This window comes from Acidipila rosea (assembly GCF_004339725.1).
In the GTDB taxonomy this organism is placed as follows: domain Bacteria; phylum Acidobacteriota; class Terriglobia; order Terriglobales; family Acidobacteriaceae; genus Acidipila; species Acidipila rosea.
In genome coordinates, this window is the sequence record NZ_SMGK01000005.1 from 283,979 (window position 1) to 303,368 (window position 19,390).

Annotated in this window: 13 protein-coding genes; 9 read left to right on the top strand and 4 right to left on the bottom strand. The window is 60.8% G+C overall.

Annotated elements, in window-relative coordinates; translation table 11 throughout:
- Nucleotides 1-11 precede the first annotated feature (11 nt).
- Nucleotides 12-1,763: a malto-oligosyltrehalose trehalohydrolase gene (gene treZ, locus C7378_RS14900; protein ID WP_131998527.1), complete on the bottom strand. Its 1,752-nt coding sequence runs from the start codon at nucleotides 1,761-1,763 to the stop codon at nucleotides 12-14.
- A gap of 161 nt (nucleotides 1,764-1,924) precedes the next feature.
- Between treZ and C7378_RS14905 the strand changes: the two genes are divergently transcribed.
- Nucleotides 1,925-2,332 carry a hypothetical protein gene (locus C7378_RS14905; RefSeq protein WP_131998529.1) on the top strand — a complete coding sequence of 136 codons (408 nt, stop codon included), beginning with the start codon at nucleotides 1,925-1,927 and terminating at the stop codon, nucleotides 2,330-2,332.
- A 112-nt stretch (nucleotides 2,333-2,444) separates the two neighbouring features.
- Here C7378_RS14905 and C7378_RS14910 read toward each other — a convergent pair whose 3' ends face one another.
- Nucleotides 2,445-2,675, bottom strand: coding sequence for a glutaredoxin family protein (locus C7378_RS14910; RefSeq protein WP_131998531.1), 231 nt, complete (start codon nucleotides 2,673-2,675; stop codon nucleotides 2,445-2,447).
- Nucleotides 2,676-2,757: 82 nt separating this feature from the next.
- Nucleotides 2,758-5,580, bottom strand: coding sequence for an aconitate hydratase (gene acnA, locus C7378_RS14915; protein WP_165876829.1), 2,823 nt, complete (start codon nucleotides 5,578-5,580; stop codon nucleotides 2,758-2,760).
- Nucleotides 5,581-5,935: 355 nt separating this feature from the next.
- On the opposite strand from acnA, the gene C7378_RS14920 reads away from it, so the two are divergent.
- The 3 genes from C7378_RS14920 to kdsA are packed head-to-tail and all read left to right on the top strand — an operon-like array spanning nucleotide 5,936 to nucleotide 9,475.
- Nucleotides 5,936-7,579: a CTP synthase gene (locus tag C7378_RS14920; protein ID WP_131998535.1), complete on the top strand. Its 1,644-nt coding sequence runs from the start codon at nucleotides 5,936-5,938 to the stop codon at nucleotides 7,577-7,579.
- Nucleotides 7,580-7,595: 16 nt separating this feature from the next.
- Nucleotides 7,596-8,615 carry a hypothetical protein gene (locus tag C7378_RS14925; protein WP_131998537.1) on the top strand — a complete coding sequence of 340 codons (1,020 nt, stop codon included), beginning with the start codon at nucleotides 7,596-7,598 and terminating at the stop codon, nucleotides 8,613-8,615.
- 47 nt (nucleotides 8,616-8,662) lie between these two features.
- Nucleotides 8,663-9,475 carry a 3-deoxy-8-phosphooctulonate synthase gene (kdsA, locus tag C7378_RS14930; RefSeq protein ID WP_131998539.1) on the top strand — a complete coding sequence of 271 codons (813 nt, stop codon included), beginning with the start codon at nucleotides 8,663-8,665 and terminating at the stop codon, nucleotides 9,473-9,475.
- Here the strand turns inward: kdsA and C7378_RS14935 are convergent.
- Nucleotides 9,465-11,588, bottom strand: a complete 2,124-nt coding sequence (locus C7378_RS14935) for a S9 family peptidase (RefSeq protein WP_243648280.1) — start codon at nucleotides 11,586-11,588, stop codon at nucleotides 9,465-9,467. The genes kdsA and C7378_RS14935 overlap by 11 nt on opposite strands.
- Nucleotides 11,589-11,732: 144 nt before the next feature.
- On the opposite strand from C7378_RS14935, the gene C7378_RS14940 reads away from it, so the two are divergent.
- From C7378_RS14940 to C7378_RS14960, 5 genes are all read left to right on the top strand, one after another.
- Nucleotides 11,733-13,160 carry an aldehyde dehydrogenase family protein gene (locus C7378_RS14940; protein ID WP_243648281.1) on the top strand — a complete coding sequence of 476 codons (1,428 nt, stop codon included), beginning with the start codon at nucleotides 11,733-11,735 and terminating at the stop codon, nucleotides 13,158-13,160.
- A gap of 258 nt (nucleotides 13,161-13,418) precedes the next feature.
- Nucleotides 13,419-14,282 carry a cytochrome c3 family protein gene (locus C7378_RS14945; protein WP_131998543.1) on the top strand — a complete coding sequence of 288 codons (864 nt, stop codon included), beginning with the start codon at nucleotides 13,419-13,421 and terminating at the stop codon, nucleotides 14,280-14,282.
- A 32-nt stretch (nucleotides 14,283-14,314) separates the two neighbouring features.
- A complete protein-coding gene (locus C7378_RS14950; RefSeq protein ID WP_243648282.1) occupies nucleotides 14,315-17,407 on the top strand; it encodes a TAT-variant-translocated molybdopterin oxidoreductase in 3,093 nt (1,030 codons plus the stop codon).
- 19 nt (nucleotides 17,408-17,426) lie between these two features.
- Nucleotides 17,427-18,848 carry an NrfD/PsrC family molybdoenzyme membrane anchor subunit gene (gene nrfD, locus C7378_RS14955; RefSeq protein ID WP_131998547.1) on the top strand — a complete coding sequence of 474 codons (1,422 nt, stop codon included), beginning with the start codon at nucleotides 17,427-17,429 and terminating at the stop codon, nucleotides 18,846-18,848.
- On the top strand, nucleotides 18,848-19,390 hold the full coding sequence (locus tag C7378_RS14960) for a DUF3341 domain-containing protein (protein ID WP_131998549.1): 543 nt from the start codon (nucleotides 18,848-18,850) through the stop codon (nucleotides 19,388-19,390). Before nrfD ends, C7378_RS14960 begins: the two co-directional genes overlap by 1 nt.

Here is a 19,390-nt window from a genome sequence, read left to right on the forward strand (position 1 = left end):
TGCTTATCAGCTTAAGACGCGTGCGGCTCCTGTGCCAGTTCCAGCATGGCAATTGTATCTTTCGGCAGGGTCAGTTCTCCATTTTGAAACTGCACCTCAGGGCTGGAGGCGAGCAGAAGAGCGGCTCCTGGGTCGATAGCCGGGGTGTAGCTGCCTTTGCCGAGATTGGCGATGACCAGCAGCCTGCCGCGCTGCATGGCGATCCATTGCTGCTCTTCGTTGAAGCGGACGTGGACCTCCTCAAGCGCGCCGCTGGTGAGCTCGGGCCGGCTGCGGCGCAGCTGGATGAGCTGTTTGTACCAGGCGAGCATCTCGGCGTGGGGAGCTTTGCTGATTTCGTCCCAGTGCAGGATGGAGCTCTGAAAAGTCTCAGGGGCCTGGGGGTCCGGGATGATGTCGGGATCCCAGCCGAAGGCGGCGAATTCCTTTTTGCGGCCTTCGGAGACGAGGCGGCCCAGTTCCTTGTCTTCATGATCGGTGAAGTACTGGAAGGGTGAGGATGCGCCCCATTCCTCGCCCTGGAAGAGCATGGGGATGAAGGGCGAGGTGAGTTCGAGGGCGGCGGCAATCTTTGCCCGTGCGGCGCCGGCGAGGTGCACCAGCCGCTCGCCCCGGGCGCGGTTGCCGACCTGATCGTGGTTCTGCGAGTAGCCGAGGAAGCGCCAGCCGGGAAGGCCCTTCACCGGCCGGCCATGCACACGGTCGCGATAGGGCGAGAAGATGCCATCGTAGACGAAGACGGAGCGGAGCGACTTGGCAAGATCGGCTAGGCTGCCGAAGTCGGAGTAGTAACCTTCACGATTGCCGGTGAGGACGGTGACCAGCGCATGGTGGAAGTCGTCGCTCCACTGCGCGTCCATGCCGTAGCCGCCGGACTCGGGCGAGGTGACGAGGCGCGGGTCATTGAGGTCGCTCTCGGCGATGACGGTGTAGTGGCGGCCGGTCTGGGCCTCCAGGGAGCGTACCTCGTGCGAGAGCTGCTCCATGAAGTTGATGGCGGAGCGGTCCATATAGGCATGCACGGCGTCGAGACGGAGGCCGTCGAAGTGATACTCGCGCAGCCACATGAGCGCGTTGTCGCAGAAGAAGCGGCGGACCTCGTGGCTGCCTGCGTCTTCAAGATTGACCGCATCGCCCCATGGCGTGTTGTGGAGATGGGTGAAGTAGGGCGCGAACATGGCCAGGTAATTTCCCGAAGGCCCGAGGTGGTTGTAGACAACATCGAGAATGACGGCGAGGCCGTGGGAGTGGCAGGCGTCGACGAAGCGCTTGAGTGCCTCCGGGCCGCCGTAGGGTTCATGGACGGCGAAGAGCGAGACGCCGTCGTAGCCCCAGCCGTGCCTGCCGGGAAAGGCCGCAACCGGCAGCAGCTCGACGTGAGTGGTGCCGAGGTCTTTGAGGAAAGGCAGCCTGGCCCGGGCGGCGTCGAGGGTGCCCTCCGACGTGAATGTGCCGGGGTGAAGCTCATAGACGATGGCGCTGGGGAATGCGGGCGGCTGCCAGTCCTGGTCGTGCCAGGTGAAGGATTTGTGATCGACGAGGCGCGATGGGCCGTGGACGCCCTGGGGCTGCCACTGCGAGCGGGGATCCGGAACGGCGAGGTCGCCCCCGTCGATGGTGAAGGCATAGTCCGTGCCGGGGCCTGCTTCGGGGACAGAGGCGCTCCACCAGCCATTGGGACCGGCCTGCAGCGGGTATTGCCGGTCGGCGATGACCACGCTGACAGTGTTCTTCCCCGGCGCCCAAACTTGGAATTTGTGCATTGCTTATTCTCTCGTTCTCTGAATTTCTATACGTTTGGATGCAGGGATTTAGACTGCCAGCAAGAGACAGACGTTTCAGCATGCTTATTTTCTTTTGTTCTTCATCCGCATGGGCTTGGTCCCGGACAGAGCAAGGGCGGGCGGCGAGGTAGACACACGATATGCAGAGCGCAGGCGGCACGCTTCATTCATTTCTGGCCATCCTGGCGGGTTTCGTCACCGTGGTGGTGCTGATCGCCCTGGCTACGCTGCTGCTGCGGCGATATGCCCCGCAGCTGAGCCGGGAGGATGTGCCGGCGGATCTCTTTGCGATGAGCGTGAATATCGGCATTGCGCTGGTGTGCGGCGTGGCGGGCGGATATGTGACGGCGCTGGCCGCAGGGCTGGCCAATCCAATCATCCATGCGCTGATGCTGGCCCTGGCGATCCTGCTGCTGGGCGCCTTCTCTGCGCTGCAGCTGCGGGGCAGGCAGCCGCTCTCCTACCTGCTGGCGCTGACCGCCCTGCCTCCGGTGGCGGTGCTTTGCGGTGGTCTGCTGCGGCTCTACCAGATGGGGATTCGCTGGTGAAGACGGTGCTCGTCTCTCGCGGCGAGCTGCTGCATCTGCGGGGCGAGAATGCGCTTCGGCGGGGATGGGGCGAAGCGTTGCAGATACGAAAATATATGCCCTGGGCGTCGCGTCAGGCGTTGAGGAGTTGTTCGAGGCGCTCGGGATCGAAGCCAATCATGACTTCACTGTCGACGACGATGGTCGGAGTTGAGCGGCTGCCCAGATCCATAAGTTCGCGCATCGCGACGGGGTCGGTCGAGACGTCTTTGTATTCGAAGCCGGCGCCGTGCTCCTTGAGGAAGTGCTTCGCCGCAAAACAGGGCGGGCAGCCGGGCTGGCTGTAGAGGATGATTCGCTTCATGGAACCAGTTTACTGGAAAGGCAATCGCCAGAGACAGTGAAGCCCCGCGCCCATGGGAGAGCGCGGGGCTTCGGTTTGAGGGTCAGGCCCTGGCTGCGAGCTGCCGGAGGACGTACTGGAGAATGCCACCATTCTCGTAGTAGAGAATCTCCTGCGGAGTGTCGATTCGCACCTTGGCCTCGAACTCCTTCGTCTTGCCATCAGGGGCTGTTGCCTTGACTTTCAGCGTTCTGCCGTTGGCCAGCTTGGTGTCAAGCAGCGCCTTGAGGCCGGGGAAGTCGAAGACCTCTTCGCCGGTGAGGCCGAGGCTTGCAACGTCCTGTCCCTCAGCAAACTGCAGGGGCAGAATGCCCATGCCGACGAGGTTTGACCGGTGGATGCGCTCGTAGCTCTCAGCAATGACGGCGCGGACGCCGAGAAGCTTCGGCCCCTTTGCCGCCCAGTCGCGCGAGGAGCCGGAGCCGTATTCCTTGCCGGCGAGAATGACCAGCGGAACTCCGCGCTCGGCGTACTTGACCGAAGCGTCGAAGATGCTCATCTGTTCGCCCTCAGGCAGCAGGCGCGTGACGCCGCCTTCGGTTCCCGGCGCAAGCTTGTTGCGCAGGCGAACGTTGGCGAAAGTGCCGCGGACCATGACTTCATGGTTGCCGCGCCGCGAGCCGTAGGAGTTGAAATCCGCGGGCTTGACGCCGTGGTCGGTGAGGTACTTGCCTGCCGGGCCGTTCTGCTTGATGGACCCAGCCGGGGAGATGTGGTCAGTGGTTACGGAGTCGCCGAGGACAGCCAGCACGCGGGCGCTGGTAATGTCAGTGACCGGCGCAGGCGTGGCGGCCATGCCGTCGAAGTAGGGCGCCTTGCGGATGTAGGTGGAATCCGGCTCCCACTGATAGACGTCGCCGGTGGGGAAGCGGAGTCCCTGCCAGTTGGTATCGCCAAGGGTGACGGTGGAGTATTCCTTGCGGAAGCTCTCCGAGGTGAGCGCTGAGGCGACGGTGTCGGCCACCTCCTGCTGGGTGGGCCAGATGTCCTTGAGGTAGACGGGCTGGCCTGCCTTGTCCTTGCCGAGCGGCTCGTTGTCGAAGTCGTGATCGATTCGGCCGGCGAGCGCGTAGGCGACCACCAGCGGCGGCGACATGAGGTAGTTGGCGCGGACATCGGAGTTGATGCGGCCCTCAAAGTTGCGATTGCCGCTGAGGACGGAGACGGCGACGAGGCCGTGATCCTCAATGGCCTTGGAGACATCGCCGGGCAGCGGGCCGGAGTTGCCGATGCAGGTGGTGCAGCCGTAGCCGACTACGTTAAAGCGCAGCTGGTCAAGGTAGGACATGAGGCCAGCCTTGTTGTAGTAGTCGCTGACGACGCGCGAGCCGGGCGCGAGGGAGGTCTTGACCCACGGCGGCACGCTGAGTCCCTTTTCGACAGCCTTCTTTGCGAGGAGTCCTGCGGCCATCATTACGGACGGGTTTGACGTATTGGTACAGCTGGTGATGGCGGCAATGACGATCGAGCCGTGATCGAGGTAGGGATCAACTTCAACGCCGAAGCGCTCCTTGACGGTGGCGTGCTCGGGGATAGGTTGCAGCCCGTGCGCGGAGCCGGGTTCCGGCGTGCCGTGAGTGGACTGGACGTTTCCATTGACGGAGGCATGGCCGCCCTCGCCCTCCCAGCGAACTGCCTGGCGCTCGCCAAGCTTGCCGGCGTTGGGCCCAAGGAGGTTGGGGAGCTGTTTCCTGAAGCTGGCGCCAGTCTCGCTCAGCAGGACGCGGTCCTGCGGACGCTTGGGGCCGGCGACACTGGGCTGGACGGTCGCAAGATCGAGGGCGATGGTCTGGGTGTATTCGGCCTCGGGCGACGCGGGCGTGTGGAAGAGGCCCTGCTCCTTGTAATACGCCTCGACGAGGGCGATCTGCTCGGCGGGGCGGCCGGTGAGCTTGAGGTAGCGAAGCGTCTCCGCATCGACGGGGAAGATGCCGCAGGTGGCGCCGTACTCGGGCGCCATGTTGGCGATGGTGGCCCGGTCAGCGAGCGAGAGTTCGCTGATGCCGGCGCCGTAAAACTCGACGAACTTGCCGACGACGCCCAGCTTGCGCAGCATCTCGGTGACGGTGAGGACGAGATCGGTGGCGGTGGCGCCCTCACGGAGCTTGCCGATGAGCTTGAATCCGACGACCTGCGGCACGAGCATCGAGACGGGCTGGCCCAGCATGGCGGCCTCGGCCTCAATGCCGCCGACGCCCCAGCCGAGCACCCCGAGACCATTGATCATCGTGGTGTGCGAATCGGTGCCGACGAGGGTGTCAGGGTAGGCGACGGACTGGCCGTTCTGCTCCCTGGTGAAGACGACGCGGGCGAGGTATTCGAGGTTGACCTGGTGGCAGATGCCCATGCCGGGGGGTACAGCGGAGAAGTTGTGGAAGGCGGACTGGCCCCACTTGAGGAAGGCGTAGCGCTCACGATTGCGCTGGAACTCAAGGATGGCGTTCTGCTCGTAGGCATTGCCGGTGCCGTACTCATCTACCTGCACGGAGTGGTCGATGACCAGCTCGGCGGGCTGCAGCGGGTTGATCTTTTCCGGGTCGCCGCCGAGGAGCTTCATGGCGTCGCGCATGGCGGCGAGATCGACGATGGCGGGCACGCCGGTGAAGTCCTGCATGAGCACGCGGGCAGGCATGAAGGCGATCTCGCGCGATGGCTCGGCCTGAGGCTGCCATTTCGCCAGGAACTCAATATCCTCCGCGGTGACGGTCTTGCCGTCTTCCTGGCGGAGCAGGTTTTCAAGCAGGATGCGCAGGCTGTAGGGCAGGCGGCCGAGGTTCACGCCCTTCTTTTCTAGTGCACTGAGGCGGAAGATCCTGTAGCTGTGCTGGCCCGATTTCAATTCGGACTGGCTGTCGAAGCTGTTCATAATGCTGTGCCTTTCTGTTCTGGGAGTTCGCGTGCGTGCTCGCAGGCTGCCAGCAGGAAACCGAACCCGGCGGCGCTGCGGAAAATCGATCGATTCGAGCTTAGTCAGTCGCGGGGGAATCGTCCACGGTCAGGGCGACCGTGGCGGAAACGTTTGAGAATCGGCGAATGGAGGACGGTGCTCATGCCTGACAAGGAAGATTCTAGCGCGGCAGATGCAGGGGCGGAAACAGAGATGCAAAGCGCCCCGGCGAAGGGCGGAGGGTTTGAGCTTTTCTCAGTGCCGCAATTCTGCGATACTTGATTGTGCCCACCCGGTACGTCCATCAAAACCACATTAAAAAGGTGACGCAGGAATGTCCGCAAAGTACATCTTTGTGACTGGCGGGGTTGTATCCAGTCTAGGCAAGGGATTGGCCGCAGCTTCTATCGGCTGTCTACTTGAGAGCCGCGGTCTCCGCGTCAATCTGATGAAGTTCGATCCCTATCTCAATGTTGATCCGGGAACGATGTCGCCCTTCCAGCACGGCGAAGTCTTTGTGACGGACGATGGCGCGGAGACGGACCTCGATCTTGGTCACTATGAGCGCTTTACCCATGCGCGGCTTACGCGGGATAACAACCTGACGACCGGCCGCATTTACGAGCAGATCATCACCAAGGAGCGGCGCGGAGACTACCTCGGCAAGACCGTCCAGGTGATTCCGCATGTGACCAACGAGATCAAGGCGGCGATGCGCAAGGTCGCCGCGGATTGCGATGTGGCGATTGTCGAAATCGGCGGCACGGTGGGCGATATCGAATCGCTGCCGTTTCTGGAGGCGATCCGGCAGATGCGGCAGGAGCTTGGCCGCGAGAACACGGTATTTGTTCACGTGACACTGGTGCCGTGGATATCGGCTGCGCAGGAGTTGAAGACCAAGCCGACGCAGCACTCGGTCAAGGAGATGCTCTCGATCGGTATCCAGCCGGATATTCTGCTGTGCCGCACGGATCGGTTCCTTTCGCCGGAGATCAAGAGCAAGATTGCGCTCTTCTGCAATCTCGAAGAGAAGGCAGTCATCGCGGCGCGCGACGTGGAGTCTATCTATGAGGTGCCGCTGACGTTTGCGCAGGAGGGCGTGGATGCCCTGGCGCTGAAGTATCTGCACCTGGAGACGCGCCAGCCGGACCTGAGCCGCTGGAGCGCTCTGGTCGAGCGCTGCTACCACCCGCAGGATGAAGTGTCGATCGCGATCGTGGGCAAGTATGTCGAATATGAAGACAGCTACAAGTCACTCAAGGAAGCGCTGGTGCACGGCGCGCTCGCGCATAGCCTGAAGCTGCGGGTGACGTGGATCGAGGCCGAGGGGCTGCAGGTAGAGAACTACCAGGAGCAGCTTGCGGGCTTCGATGGGATTCTGGTGCCGGGCGGCTTCGGCAAGCGCGGCATTGAAGGAATGCTGAATGCGATCCGCTATGCGCGCGAGAACCGGGTGCCCTATTTCGGCATCTGCCTGGGCATGCAGACGGCGTGCATCGAATACGCGCGGAACGTGTGCGGACTGGAGGGCGCGAACTCAAGCGAGTTCGACCCAGCGACGCCGCATCGGGTTATCTACAAGCTGCGCGAGCTGACGGGCGTGGAAGAGATGGGCGGAACGATGCGGCTGGGCGCGTGGCCGTGCGTGCTGCAGGACGGATCGCTGGCGGCCAAGGCCTACGGCAAGACGGAGATCAGCGAACGCCATCGCCATCGCTATGAGTTCAATCGCGAGTATGAAGCGGCACTCACCGGCGCCGGCCTGCGCATTACCGGCACCACGCCGGATTCCACTTACGTCGAAATCGTGGAGATCCCCGACCATCCATTCTTCCTGGGCTGCCAGTTCCATCCTGAATTCAAGTCCAAGCCGCTGGAGCCGCATCCTTTGTTCGAGGCTTTTGTGATGGCTAGTTATGGGAAGCGCGAAAAGAGCGCCTCTGTGGCAGTACTTCCGACAGTGCACGCCAGCAACTAAGAACGGAGTAGTTCCGGTGAAGCAGAAAGTACTTGCTACGTGGATTGTCAACGATACTAAGGTCGAGCAGAGCTGGTTTCCGCAGGCTGGTAAGATCCAGTCCGATAATCCGCAGGTTCATTTTATGTACTGGCGGTGCGTGGCCGACTTCTTTGCGTGCGCGAGTCGCACTTGTGGCGATAGTTGCAGGCTTGTACTCTTCACGAACCGGCCAATCGCTGCACCTGATATTAAGAACTTTCTGGTTTCATTGGGTGTAGAAGTTATCGTTGTGCCTCTTGCTCATCTTCCCCCTGTTGGTTATCACGGCTCATGGCGAAATCAGTTCTACATCCTCGACCTGATTCAGTATCTTGCGAAGACTGCGGAGAACGAATCCTATGTCATTCTTGATTCGGACTGCGTGATCAACAAAAGTCTGGATCCTCTCTATCAGGAGCTTACCCAGAAGGGTGCGCTTCTGTACTCGATGTCCTATAGCGAAGAACACTCCATCAATGGGTTAACTAGGGTTGAAATGAAGGCCCTCTATGAGGAAATCAGCGGTGAGCCTCTGACGGAGATTCCTCGCTATTGTGGAGGGGAGTTTTTTGCGGCTACATCAGAAGCTATTCGCGCAATGGCCGAGTTGTCGGAAGCCATCTGGCGAGAGTGTATGGATAGATTTGAGCTGGGAAAGGCGAAGTTCAATGAAGAAGCACACTTTCTGAGCTATCTCTATTTCCGGCTTGGATTTGAGCATGACACGGCCAATCGCTTTATTAAGCGTCTATGGACACAATTTAGTTATCGCAATGTTGAGCCTCAGGATTATGAGCTTGCGATATGGCATGTGCCTGCGGAAAAGCGCTATGGGTTCAAGCGGCTTTACCGCGTTATTCGGAAGAGAGATTCATGGTTCTGGAAGATGCCCGCTGCGGACAGGTGGCGAGCCAGGATTGGCGTGATGCTGGGTATTCCTGCTTTCGGGACTCATAAGAAGCTGCAGGACCTGGGAAATCGTGTACTCGCCAAGGTGCTTAAATCGTCAATCTGACTGCATGAACGCGGATCAATCCGTAGAGATTGTGGTTTTATAGGTAAGTGATCTCAGCGTTTTCAGTAGGCGATGTGTCGATTGGGTCGGGCGGGCTATTTCTGATTGCCGGACCTTGTGTGATCGAGAGTGAAGCTCATGCGCGGCGGATGGCGGACGCCATTCAGCGCATCACCTCCGATCTTGGGGTGCCTTATGTCTTCAAGGCCTCCTACGATAAGGCGAATCGTACTGCAGTCAGCAGTTTTCGCGGGCCGGGGCTGCAGGAGGGCACGGCGATTCTGCGCCGCATTGGCGAGGCTACCGGGCTGCCAGTGCTTACTGACGTTCATGAGCCGTCGCACTGCGCCGTGGCTGCCGAGGGTGCGGATATTCTGCAGATTCCGGCGTTTCTGTGCAGGCAGACGAACCTGCTGGTCGCTGCTGCAGAAACCGGCCGCGCGATCAATGTGAAGAAGGGCCAGTTCGTTGCTCCCGCGGATATGCGCTACGCGGTCGAGAAGATTACTTCGACGGGCAATCAGCGCGTCTTTCTGACGGAGCGCGGCACGACCTTTGGCTACAACAACCTTGTGGTGGACATGCGCTCGCTGGCGATCATGCGGCAGATGGCTCCTGTGGTCTTTGACGGTACGCACTCGGTGCAGACGCCGTCGGCCGCGAACGGCGTTTCAGGCGGTCAGCCGGAGTTCATTCCGCTGCTGGCGCGGGCTGCGGTTGCGGCCGGTGTCGATGGCGTTTTCCTCGAGGTGCATGACGACCCGGCAAATGCAAAGTCAGATGGCGCGAATGCGCTCGATCTGAAGAATCTGCGAGCAGTGCTCGAGAGTCTGCTCGCGATCCAGGCTGCTATTTCCTAGGCTGATTGCCAAGTTTGCGATTGAAGAAATCCGCCTCCAGTTGATAGGCGGTCACCCAGGTGCGGTGCAGCAGAAAGTCGTGAATTTCGTCCGGGAAAATGTGCTCCTCAAAAGGGATGCCCTGGGCGCGGAGCGCTGCGGCAAGCTTGACGGTCTGAGAGAACTGCACGTTGCGGTCGTCGTCTCCCTGCATGAGCAGCACGGGTGAGCGCCAGGTGCTCACGTAGGCGAGAGGCGACGATTCCCAGGCGAGACGAGCCGCCTTTTGATCCGCATTTGGATTGTAGGATGGCTGCCAGTTTCCGAGTTCAATGTTCCAGTCGTGAACGCCGTGCATATCGACGCCTGCGGCAAAAAGATCGGAAGCGCGGGCCAGGGCGAGGGCAGTGAGGTAGCCGCCGTAGCTGCCGCCCCATACGCCGATTCGCGCCGGATCCACATCTGCGCGATTGCGCAGGTAGAGCCCCGCACCCAGCACATCATTGAACTCGCTTGCGCCGGCGGCGCCGTAGTTCAGGGCTTCACGAAAGTCCAGTCCGTAGCCGATGCCGCTGCGGTAATTCACTGAGAGGACGATGTAGCCGAGGCTGGCGAGGTACTGGTTCATCGCGTAGGCGTTGGAGTAGTACTGCATGGAGTTCCACCCGAGCAGCATCTGGCGGCGCGAGCCACCGTGAAAGAAGACTACGGCTGCATGTCTTCCCTGGTTTGCGGGAGGCAGGAAAAGCTGGCCGTGAATCTTCGTGCCATCGGCTGCAGAGAAGATGACCTGCTGGGGGACGGCAAACTTCGCCGCGGGAAAAGTTGCCGGGATGGTTTGCGGAGCCAGGTCATGCAACTCGCCTGAGGCCACGATCGCCGGACGGACAGGCAGGCGTGCATCGGCGTGGAGCGTGGCGAGAGTAGAGCCATCGCTAGCGAGGATGGGGTTCTTTTCAATACCGGCGCCAGTGGTCAGCTGCCGTGGTGTGCCTCCGGCCTCGTCGAGGCTCCACAGGTGCCTTCGGTCCTGATCAAGCGGGTCCGTGGTGGCCTGGTTGGATGCGTAGACTATGCGCCGGTGATCGGGCGAAGAGGTTACATCCTCCACCTCAAATGCTCCCGGCGTCAGGGCCGATGCGCTGCCGCCCTCCGAGGAGACTGCATAGAGATGAATCCAGCCATCGCCCTCCCAGGGGAAGACAATGCGCCCGTCCGCCATCCATAGCAACTGATTTGTGCCTTCGAGTTCATGGAAGGCGCTGCCTTGTCCTGGTGTCGCGCGCCAGATTGTCGTGGCCGTGCCGGTGCTCACATCGACTGCATGAATCGACCATGGCTGGGCCGTGCGGCGAGGCTTGAAGGTAATGCCTGACTCATCCGGTGGAATGCGGATGAAGGCGACTCTCCGGCTGTCAGGCGACCAGACAGGCTCGCTGTCGGATTGGGTACTGGGGTCGAGATAGCTGAGGTGTTTTGCCGCAATGTCATAAACGCCGATGAATCCGTGATCCCCTCTCCCGCTCACAAAGGCAAGGCGCCTGCCATCAGGCGACCAGCGCAGTGAGCCGAGTTCGCCCCGGGCGAAAAACATCTGCGCGGGCTTCGCTGCCGGATCATCCCACTTCACGGTCCAGACCTGGCCTTTGGACAGATAGGCAAGGGTGCCACCGCCAGGAGAGAAGGCTGGGGAGCGTCCGTCGGCGATCAGTCGCTGGCTGCCGTCTTTGATGGAGATGAGCCAGATCTGCTGCTCGACGCCCTGCGGCAGCAAGGCGGGGTTGGGAAAGGGCTTCTCGGGAAATTCGAAATCACCGCCGCGCGTGAAGGCGATGCTCTCGCCGTCCGGCGTCCAGGCGAGTTCGTCGATCTGCTGCCCATCGTCGGCGTCGTAGTGGGTGAGCGGGCGCGAGTGGTAGCCGCCGGCGGATGGCTCGGCGATCCAGAGGTTGCGGCGGCCCTCTTCATCCATCACCCAGGCAAAGCGCCTCCCGGCGGGAGCGGCGGAGAGCTCCGAGTTGAAGGGCGCGCTCATGGCCTGCTGCAGGGTGAACTCCTGGGCATGAAGCCCTGCGAAGGGAAGCAGGCTCTGCAGAAGCAGGGCCGCGGTAAACATCCGGAGCGGAAGGTGCATGGCGGCGTCCTTGAGGATGCAGTCTGGTGTAGAGGAAGACTACTACACGTGTATTCTGCGCTTGCTTGCAGAGCGAATGCGGAGTGGCATCGAAGCGTGTACAGCTAAAAAAGAAATCGTAAAGACGGGATGAGGGAGCAGGCGATGAGAGAACAGGGATTCTTGCTGAAGGGCACAGAGGTTTTTGAGGGGGACGCCGTCGAGGTGCGCTCCCCGTGGGACCAGAGCGTTGTCGGAACCATCCGGCAGGCCTCACGCGAACGCGCGGTGGAGGCGGTGGCGGGCCTGGACAAGGCTTTTGCGACGACGCGCGTCATGCCTGCCTATGAGCGGCAGAGGATCCTCGGCGAGGTAGCGGGGCGTATCGCGGCCGAAAAGGAACGGCTTGCCAGGCTGATCGTTGCGGAGGCAGGCAAACCTGTCCGCACTGCGCGCGGCGAGGTGGATCGCGCTGCCTTCACCTTTCGCGTAGCCGCGGAAGAGGCCACGAGGCAGGGAGGGGAGGTGCTGCCACTCGATCTGCTGCCGGGCGCGGAAGGACGATGGGGAATGGTGCGCCGCTTCCCGGCAGGGCCCGTTTTTGCCATTACTCCGTTCAACTTTCCGCTGAACCTGGTGGCGCACAAGCTGGCGCCGGCGGTGGCGGCGGGATGCCCGGTGCTGCTGAAACCTGCGCCACAGACGCCCTTCTCGTCTATGGAGCTGGCGCGCTTTCTGCTGGATGCAGGCTGGCCGCAGGAGGCGCTGGCGGTGTTGCCGCTGGCCAACGAAGATGCGGAGTGGCTGCTGGAACATGAAGACCGTCTGAAGCTGTTGAGCTTTACCGGGAGTGCCAGGGTGGGCTGGGCGCTGAAGGCGAAGGCAGCGAAGAAGCGCGTCCTGCTGGAACTCGGCGGCAATGCGGCCCTCATTGTTTGTGCCGAATGGGAAGACCTGCGCGGAGCGGCGCAGAAGGCGGTGACCGCAGCAATGAGCTATGCGGGGCAGAGCTGTATCTCCGTGCAGCGGGTCTATGTGGGGCGCGAGGCCTACGATGACTTCGTTCACTACGCGGTTGAACATCTACAGTCCCTGTGCGTCGGCGATCCGATGGATGAGGCGACGGATGTGGGCCCGGTGATTCGTCCTGTGGATGCTGTGCGGATCAGTGAATGGATCGCAGAGGCGCGTGAGGGCGGCGCGACAGTGCTGGCCGGCGGCAACTGCAACGGTTCGCTGGTGGAGCCCACGCTGTTGACAGGCACGCAGAGCCCAATGAGGGTGCTCGACGAGGAAGTCTTCGCGCCGCTGATGGTGGTGGAGCCATATGACACCTTTCAGGAGGCAATCGCGGCGGTGAACAGCTCCCGTTATGGGCTGCAGGCGGGCCTGTTCAGCTGCGACGCCAAGGAGATTTTTGCCGCATACGGTCAACTTGAGGTCGGAGGGGTGATCGTAGGCGATACCCCGACGTGGCGGCTCGATCCTATGCCGTATGGCGGCATCAAGGATTCCGGGCTGGGTCGCGAAGGCCTGCGTTATGCGATCGAAGAGATGACGGAGCCGAAGCTGCTGGTGGTAAAGCTGGACTGAAGCGTCCGTATTTCCTGGAAAAAACGACGGGGATTGCAGGGCTCCTTGCAGGCACTTTATGGTTCATTCCTAAAATTGCACGCGCAGTTGCGGTTTTTTTTCATGTAGGCACGTGTGTCACTTGCCGGACTTCGCTCCTCACCGCTATAGTTGTCCTTCACCCAAATAGCGCGATGAATTGCGATTGGAAAAAGCAGACAACAGGCAAAACTGTCGTAACTTTCATCAACGGAATTACCAGGAAGCAGGAATCGATCGATGGCGCAGATTTTTGACCGCAGCTCGAACGCGCTGGCCCGAATGAGCCTCGTATTAACGGGACTCATCGTGATTGCCCTGGGCGTTACGCTGGACCAGTTGCAGCGATCTCCGTGGGTCACACGTCAGGGGCAGCGAGCTGAACAGCCGGTACCATTCAGCCACAAGCACCATGTCCAGGGACTTGGACTGCAGTGCCAGTACTGCCACACCTCAGTCGAGAAGTCGAGCTACGCGGGGATCCCGCCGACGAAGACATGCATCAACTGCCACGCGCAGATCTGGACCAATGCGGACCTGCTGGAGCCGGTGCGCGACAGTTGGGCTACGGGCAAGTCGATCGTCTGGACCAAGGTTCACGATCTTCCGGACTACGTGTACTTCAATCACGAGATTCACGTGAACAAAGGCATAGGCTGTTCGAGCTGTCACGGGCGGGTGGACGAGATGCCCATCATGTACCAGCAGAACACGCTGCAGATGGAATGGTGCCTGAACTGTCACCGTAATCCGGGGAAGAACCTGCGTCCGACCTCGCAGATCTACAACATGGCATGGACTGAGCCGTCTGAGCTAAAGCCCGTCTGGTGTGCTTCTACGCCGGACAAGGACGGAGTTCCTACGGCGCAGTCGGTGAACTGCACGATGCAGGAGCCGGCAGCCGGTGGGCAGCTTGCTTCGCTGAGCGGCGCTCCGGTCGGACTGCACGCCCAGATGGTAAGCGACGCGGGTGGACCTCCTATGCCGGTGTCTGCTGTGTATACGAAATATACGAGTCAGGAAGCGCTGGGTAAGTTCCTGGTAGCCCAGTACCACATCCGTACGCCGCGCGAGCTTTCCAGCTGCGAGGTATGTCACCGATGAGCATGCTGCCAGAGAAGGAAAACCAAAATCAGATGAGTGCAAGCGAACCAGGGCAGCGGCTGACCCTCGAAGAAGTGCGGGCCAAGCTGAAGGGGCAGACCGGCAAGAAGTACTGGCGGAGCCTCGATGAGCTGGCGGATAAGCCTGAATTTGGCGAGATGCTCAGCCGGGAATTTCCGCAGCAGGCGTCAGAGTGGATCGATCCGGTCACACGGCGTGGATTTCTCAAGCTGGCAGGCGCCTCGATGGCCCTTGCCGGAGTGGTTGGCTGCACCAAGCAGCCGGACGAGCCAATCTATCCTTACATCAAGCAGCCGGAAGATCTGGTGCTTGGCAGGCCGGTCTATTTCGCTACCGCTCATCCTTTTCCCATGGGCGCGCTGCCGCTGCTGGTCAAGAGCGATGCTTATCGCCCCATCAAGCTCGACGGCAACCCGGAGCACCCGATGGCGCACGGCTCCTCGGATGCGATGACCCAGGGCACGCTGCTCGCGCTCTATGATCCTGATCGCTCGCAGCACATCCTCTATCGTGGGGAGACGCGCAACTGGCCAGTCTTTCAGGCAGCCTTTCGCGGAATGCTGGCGGACAAGAAGGCCTCCGGCGGCGGACAGGGGCTCTACTTCCTGAGTGCAACCGTAACCTCGCCCACGCTGGCAGCGCAGTGGAAGAAGGCGCAGGCTTCTTATCCGAACGCGAAGTTTCTCCAGTATGAGCCGGTCAACCGCGATTCCGCTTATGCGGCATCGAAGCAGGCTTTCGGCGATTATCTGGACGCGCAGTACAAGCTCGACCAGGCCAACGTTATCCTCGCCCTCGACGCGGAATTTCTTTCAGGCATCGTGCACCCCGGCTTCAATAAGCTGGCAGGCGACTGGGCTGCGAAGCGCAAGCTGGACGGCACGGATGAGATGAACCGCCTGTATGCGGTGGAGAGCTGGACCACAACCACCGGCCTGAAGGCGGAGCACAGGCTTGCCCTGCGGGCGAGCGAAGTTGGTCCGTTTGCGGCGGCGATTCTCGCGCAGCTCAATGGCGGCGCGGCTCCGGCCGGTTACAGCTGGACCGACGAGCAGCAGAAGTATCTCGCTGCGCTGGTTAAGGATCTGAAGGCGAACGCAGGCAAGTCGGTGGTGATTCCGGGCGAGCAGCAGACTCCCGAGGTCCATCTGGCGGCTATCGCGATCAACCAGGCGCTTGGCAATGCAGGCAAGACGGTGGTCTACACCGAGACGGTCAACCCGATGCCGTCGATCCAGGGCGATGATCTCAAGACCCTGATCGCCGATCTGAATGCGGGCAAGGTCGACTGGCTGGTGATCATGAACACCAATCCCGTCTATGGGGCGCCCGTCGATCTCGACTTCATCACGGCGATGTCGAAGGCTAAGCACACGGTGCACCTTGGGCAGTACCTGGACGAGACAGGCAACGTCGCCGAATGGCATATCAATGGTGCGCATTATCTGGAATCGTGGTCGGATGCGCGTAGCTATGACGGCACGGTATCGATCATCCAGCCGATGATCGATCCGCTCTACGGCGGCAAAAGCGAGCACGACATTCTGCAGCAGATGCTCGACGACCCGGATACGTCGGCGTACGGGGCAGTCCGCGCGACATGGAAGCAGCAGCTCTCGGCCAAGGGAGATTACGAGTTCAACTGGCGGAAGGCCCTGCATGACGGCTTCCTGGCAGATACGGCCTTCCCGGCAAAGAGTGTTGCGGCAAAGAATATTGCCGTCAATGTATCTGCACCGGCTGCGGCGGATTCGATCGAGGTGATCTTCAGGCCTGATCTGAATCTGTATGACGGCCGCTATGCGAACGTGGGCTGGCTCCAGGAGCTGCCCCGCCCGGTCACGAATCTCTCGTGGGATAACGCCGCGATGATGAGCTACGGGACCCTCGACAAGCTGAAGGTCGAAGAGAGCGATGTTATCGAAATCAGTGTCAACGGGAGCAAGGTACTCGCTCCGGTACTGGCGGTTCCGGGACACGCGGACAATGTCATCACCCTGACGCTGGGCCAGGGCCGGAGAAATGCCGGACGGGTCGGCAGCGGCATGGGATTCAATGCCTACGACGCGCGCACCTCGTCTGCTCCGCTGATTGCGGCGAATGCGCAGGTGAAGAAGACCGGCAACAAGTTCGAGTTCGCGGTTACGAAGAGCCACTATATTGACCATCGGGCGATGTACGCCGGCGGCGATGGCAGCGGCACGCACTCCCTGGAAGGCAACGAGACGCTGACCCGCGGGATCATCCGTTACGCCACTCTCGATGAGTTCAGGAAGGATCCGGACTTCGCTCACCAGGGCGAAGGCCACGATGCACCCGAGCCGGATACGAGCATGTTTGCCTCCTACCGCTACGACAAGAACGCATGGGGCATGTCGATTGACATGAACTCCTGCGTAGGCTGCAATGCCTGCATCGTGAGCTGTTACGCGGAGAACAACATTGCGGTGGTCGGACGGCACCAGGTCAAGGTAGGCCGCAACATGCAATGGCTGCGCATCGACACCTACTTTGAAGGCGATCTGGCGGCGCCGCGGGCACACTTCCAGCCGATGGCCTGTCAGCACTGCGAAAATGCGCCGTGCGAGCAGGTATGCCCGGTAGGCGCTACCGTGCACACTCCCGAGGGGCTGAACACGATGGTTTACAACCGTTGCGTGGGCACTCGCTACTGCTCGAACAACTGCCCCTATAAGGTGCGGCGATTCAACTTCCTGCTCTACTCCGACTATGAGACGGAGAGCCTGAAGCTGATGCGCAACCCGGACGTGACGGTGCGTAGCCGCGGCGTGATGGAGAAGTGCAGCTACTGTGTGCAGCGCATCTCGGCGGCGAAAATAGCCGCGGACAAGGGCAACCGGCAGGTGCGGGACGGGGAGATTGTCACCGCATGCCAGCAGGCCTGCCCGACCAGCGCGATCACCTTCGGCAATATCAACGACCGCAGCAGCAAGGTGGCAAAGCTCAAAGCGCAGACCCGCAGCTATGGGGTGCTCGAAGGCAACAACACCCGTCCTCGGACGACGTATGTTGCGGAAGTGCTCAACGTAAACCAGGAACTCGCCGCGGCACTCGGCGAAGGCTCACCGCAGCAGAACGGGTAACGAAGCTCAAGAGGCGAGTATGGCAACCAAGGACGTCAAGATTAACGATCCGATGCGCGACCCGGTAACCGGCGAAAACCGGGTTATCGCGCCGGGACATACGCTCAGATCGGTCACGGAGAAGATCTCGCGGATCGTGCTCACCAGTCACACTCCGCTGGGGTGGTTCGGCGGCATCATGGTGGCGAGCGGCGTTGCGACGCTGCTGGCTATCTGCGTGACCTGGCTCTTCCTGCGCGGCGTCGGAATCTGGGGCATCACCCAGCCGGTGGCGTGGGGCTTTGCCATCATCAATTTTGTCTGGTGGATCGGTATCGGCCACGCGGGAACCCTGATCTCCGCCATTCTGCTGCTCTTCAAGCAGACCTGGCGTAACTCGATCAATCGCTTTGCCGAGGCAATGACCCTCTTTGCGGTGGTCTGCGCCGGAATGTTCCCCTTGATTCACGTCGGACGTCCGTGGCTTGGATACTGGCTTTTCCCTTATCCGAATACGATGAACGTCTGGCCGCAGTTCCGTTCGCCGCTGCTGTGGGACGTCTTTGCCGTCTCGACGTACGCGACCATTTCGGTGGTTTTCTGGTACATCGGCCTGGTTCCGGACTTTGGCACGATGCGCGACCGGGCGAAGTCGAAGGTGGGTCAGTATATCTACGGCATGGTTTCCCTCGGATGGCGCGGCTCGGTGCGTCACTGGGTTCGCTATGAAACGGCGTCCCTGCTGCTGGCCGGACTGGCCACGCCGCTGGTGCTCTCAGTGCATACGGTCATCAGCTTCGATTTCGCGGTGGCCCTGTTGCCCGGGTGGCACACCACGATTTTCCCGCCATACTTCGTAGCAGGCGCCATCTACTCCGGCTTCGCCATGGTGATCACGCTGGCGGTTCCGATCCGCAAGTTTTATCACCTCGAAGACATGATCACCATTCGCCACATAGAGAATATGGGCAAGGTGATGCTGACCACCGGACTCATCGTGGCCTATGGCTATTCGATGGAAGTCTTCATGGCGTGGTACTCGGCAAGCCACTGGGAATACTTCATGATGTGGAACCGCATGTTCGGGCCGATGGGATGGTCTTACTGGGTTCTCATCACCTGCAATATCGCTCTTCCGCAGTTGCTGTGGCTGCGAGCCTGGCGCAGAAGCCCGTCCCTGATGTTCCTGATGTCGCTGATCGTGAACACGGGTATGTGGTTTGAGCGTTTCGTGATTGTCGTTACCAGCCTTACGCGCGACTACCTTCCATCCTCGTGGGGAACCTACAAGGCAACCCGTTGGGACTACGGAACGTTTGTCGGCACCCTGGGGCTTTTCACTGTTCTGTTCTTCTTATTTATCCGCTTCGTACCTATGATTCCGATGCAGGAAATCAAAGTCCTGCTGCCGCAATCCAAGGTGCGGGAAGAAGCGGAACCACTGCCGGAGGCAGGTGACTAATGCCTGTACGTGAAGGAACATACGGATTACTGGCGGAGTTCGATACTCCTGGAGAACTGGTGAGAGCCGCGAAGGCTGCTTACGGCTCCGGCTGGCGTCGCCTGGACTGCTACACGCCTTATCCACTTGAAGAGGCAGCTGAAGCCATCGGTTTTCACCGCGATGAAGTTTCGCTTGTCTGCCTCCTCGGGGGGCTGCTGGGATTGGCGGCCATGTATGGCCTGGAAACCTGGATCTCGGTCTGGGGTTATCCCTTGAATATCGGTGGAAGGCCCTACTACTCATGGGTAGCCTTTATGATCCCCGCCTACGAGTGGACGATTCTCTATGCCGGGCTGTCGGCGGCCTTCGGCATGCTGGCCATGTGTGGTTTGCCGTCGCTCTATCACCCGCTCTTCAATGCGCCGAATTTCCGCAACGGCGCGACGAATGACAAGTTCTTCCTCTGCCTTGAGGCCGATGATCCGAAGTTTGTTCTGGACGAGGCGCGCAAGTTCCTCGAAGATCAAAGCCCTGTTTCCGTAGTGGAGGTGGAGTATTAA

Coding starts and splice junctions, on each gene's coding strand:
- treZ (WP_131998527.1), bottom strand. CDS start 1,763: ATGCACAAATTCCAAGTTTGGGCGCCGGGGAAGAACACTGTCAGCGTG.
- C7378_RS14905 (WP_131998529.1), top strand. CDS start 1,925: ATGCAGAGCGCAGGCGGCACGCTTCATTCATTTCTGGCCATCCTGGCG.
- C7378_RS14910 (WP_131998531.1), bottom strand. CDS start 2,675: ATGAAGCGAATCATCCTCTACAGCCAGCCCGGCTGCCCGCCCTGTTTT.
- acnA (WP_165876829.1), bottom strand. CDS start 5,580: ATGAACAGCTTCGACAGCCAGTCCGAATTGAAATCGGGCCAGCACAGC.
- C7378_RS14920 (WP_131998535.1), top strand. CDS start 5,936: ATGTCCGCAAAGTACATCTTTGTGACTGGCGGGGTTGTATCCAGTCTA.
- C7378_RS14935 (WP_243648280.1), bottom strand. CDS start 11,588: ATGCACCTTCCGCTCCGGATGTTTACCGCGGCCCTGCTTCTGCAGAGC.
- C7378_RS14940 (WP_243648281.1), top strand. CDS start 11,733: ATGAGAGAACAGGGATTCTTGCTGAAGGGCACAGAGGTTTTTGAGGGG.
- C7378_RS14945 (WP_131998543.1), top strand. CDS start 13,419: ATGGCGCAGATTTTTGACCGCAGCTCGAACGCGCTGGCCCGAATGAGC.
- C7378_RS14950 (WP_243648282.1), top strand. CDS start 14,315: ATGAGTGCAAGCGAACCAGGGCAGCGGCTGACCCTCGAAGAAGTGCGG.
- nrfD (WP_131998547.1), top strand. CDS start 17,427: ATGGCAACCAAGGACGTCAAGATTAACGATCCGATGCGCGACCCGGTA.
- C7378_RS14960 (WP_131998549.1), top strand. CDS start 18,848: ATGCCTGTACGTGAAGGAACATACGGATTACTGGCGGAGTTCGATACT.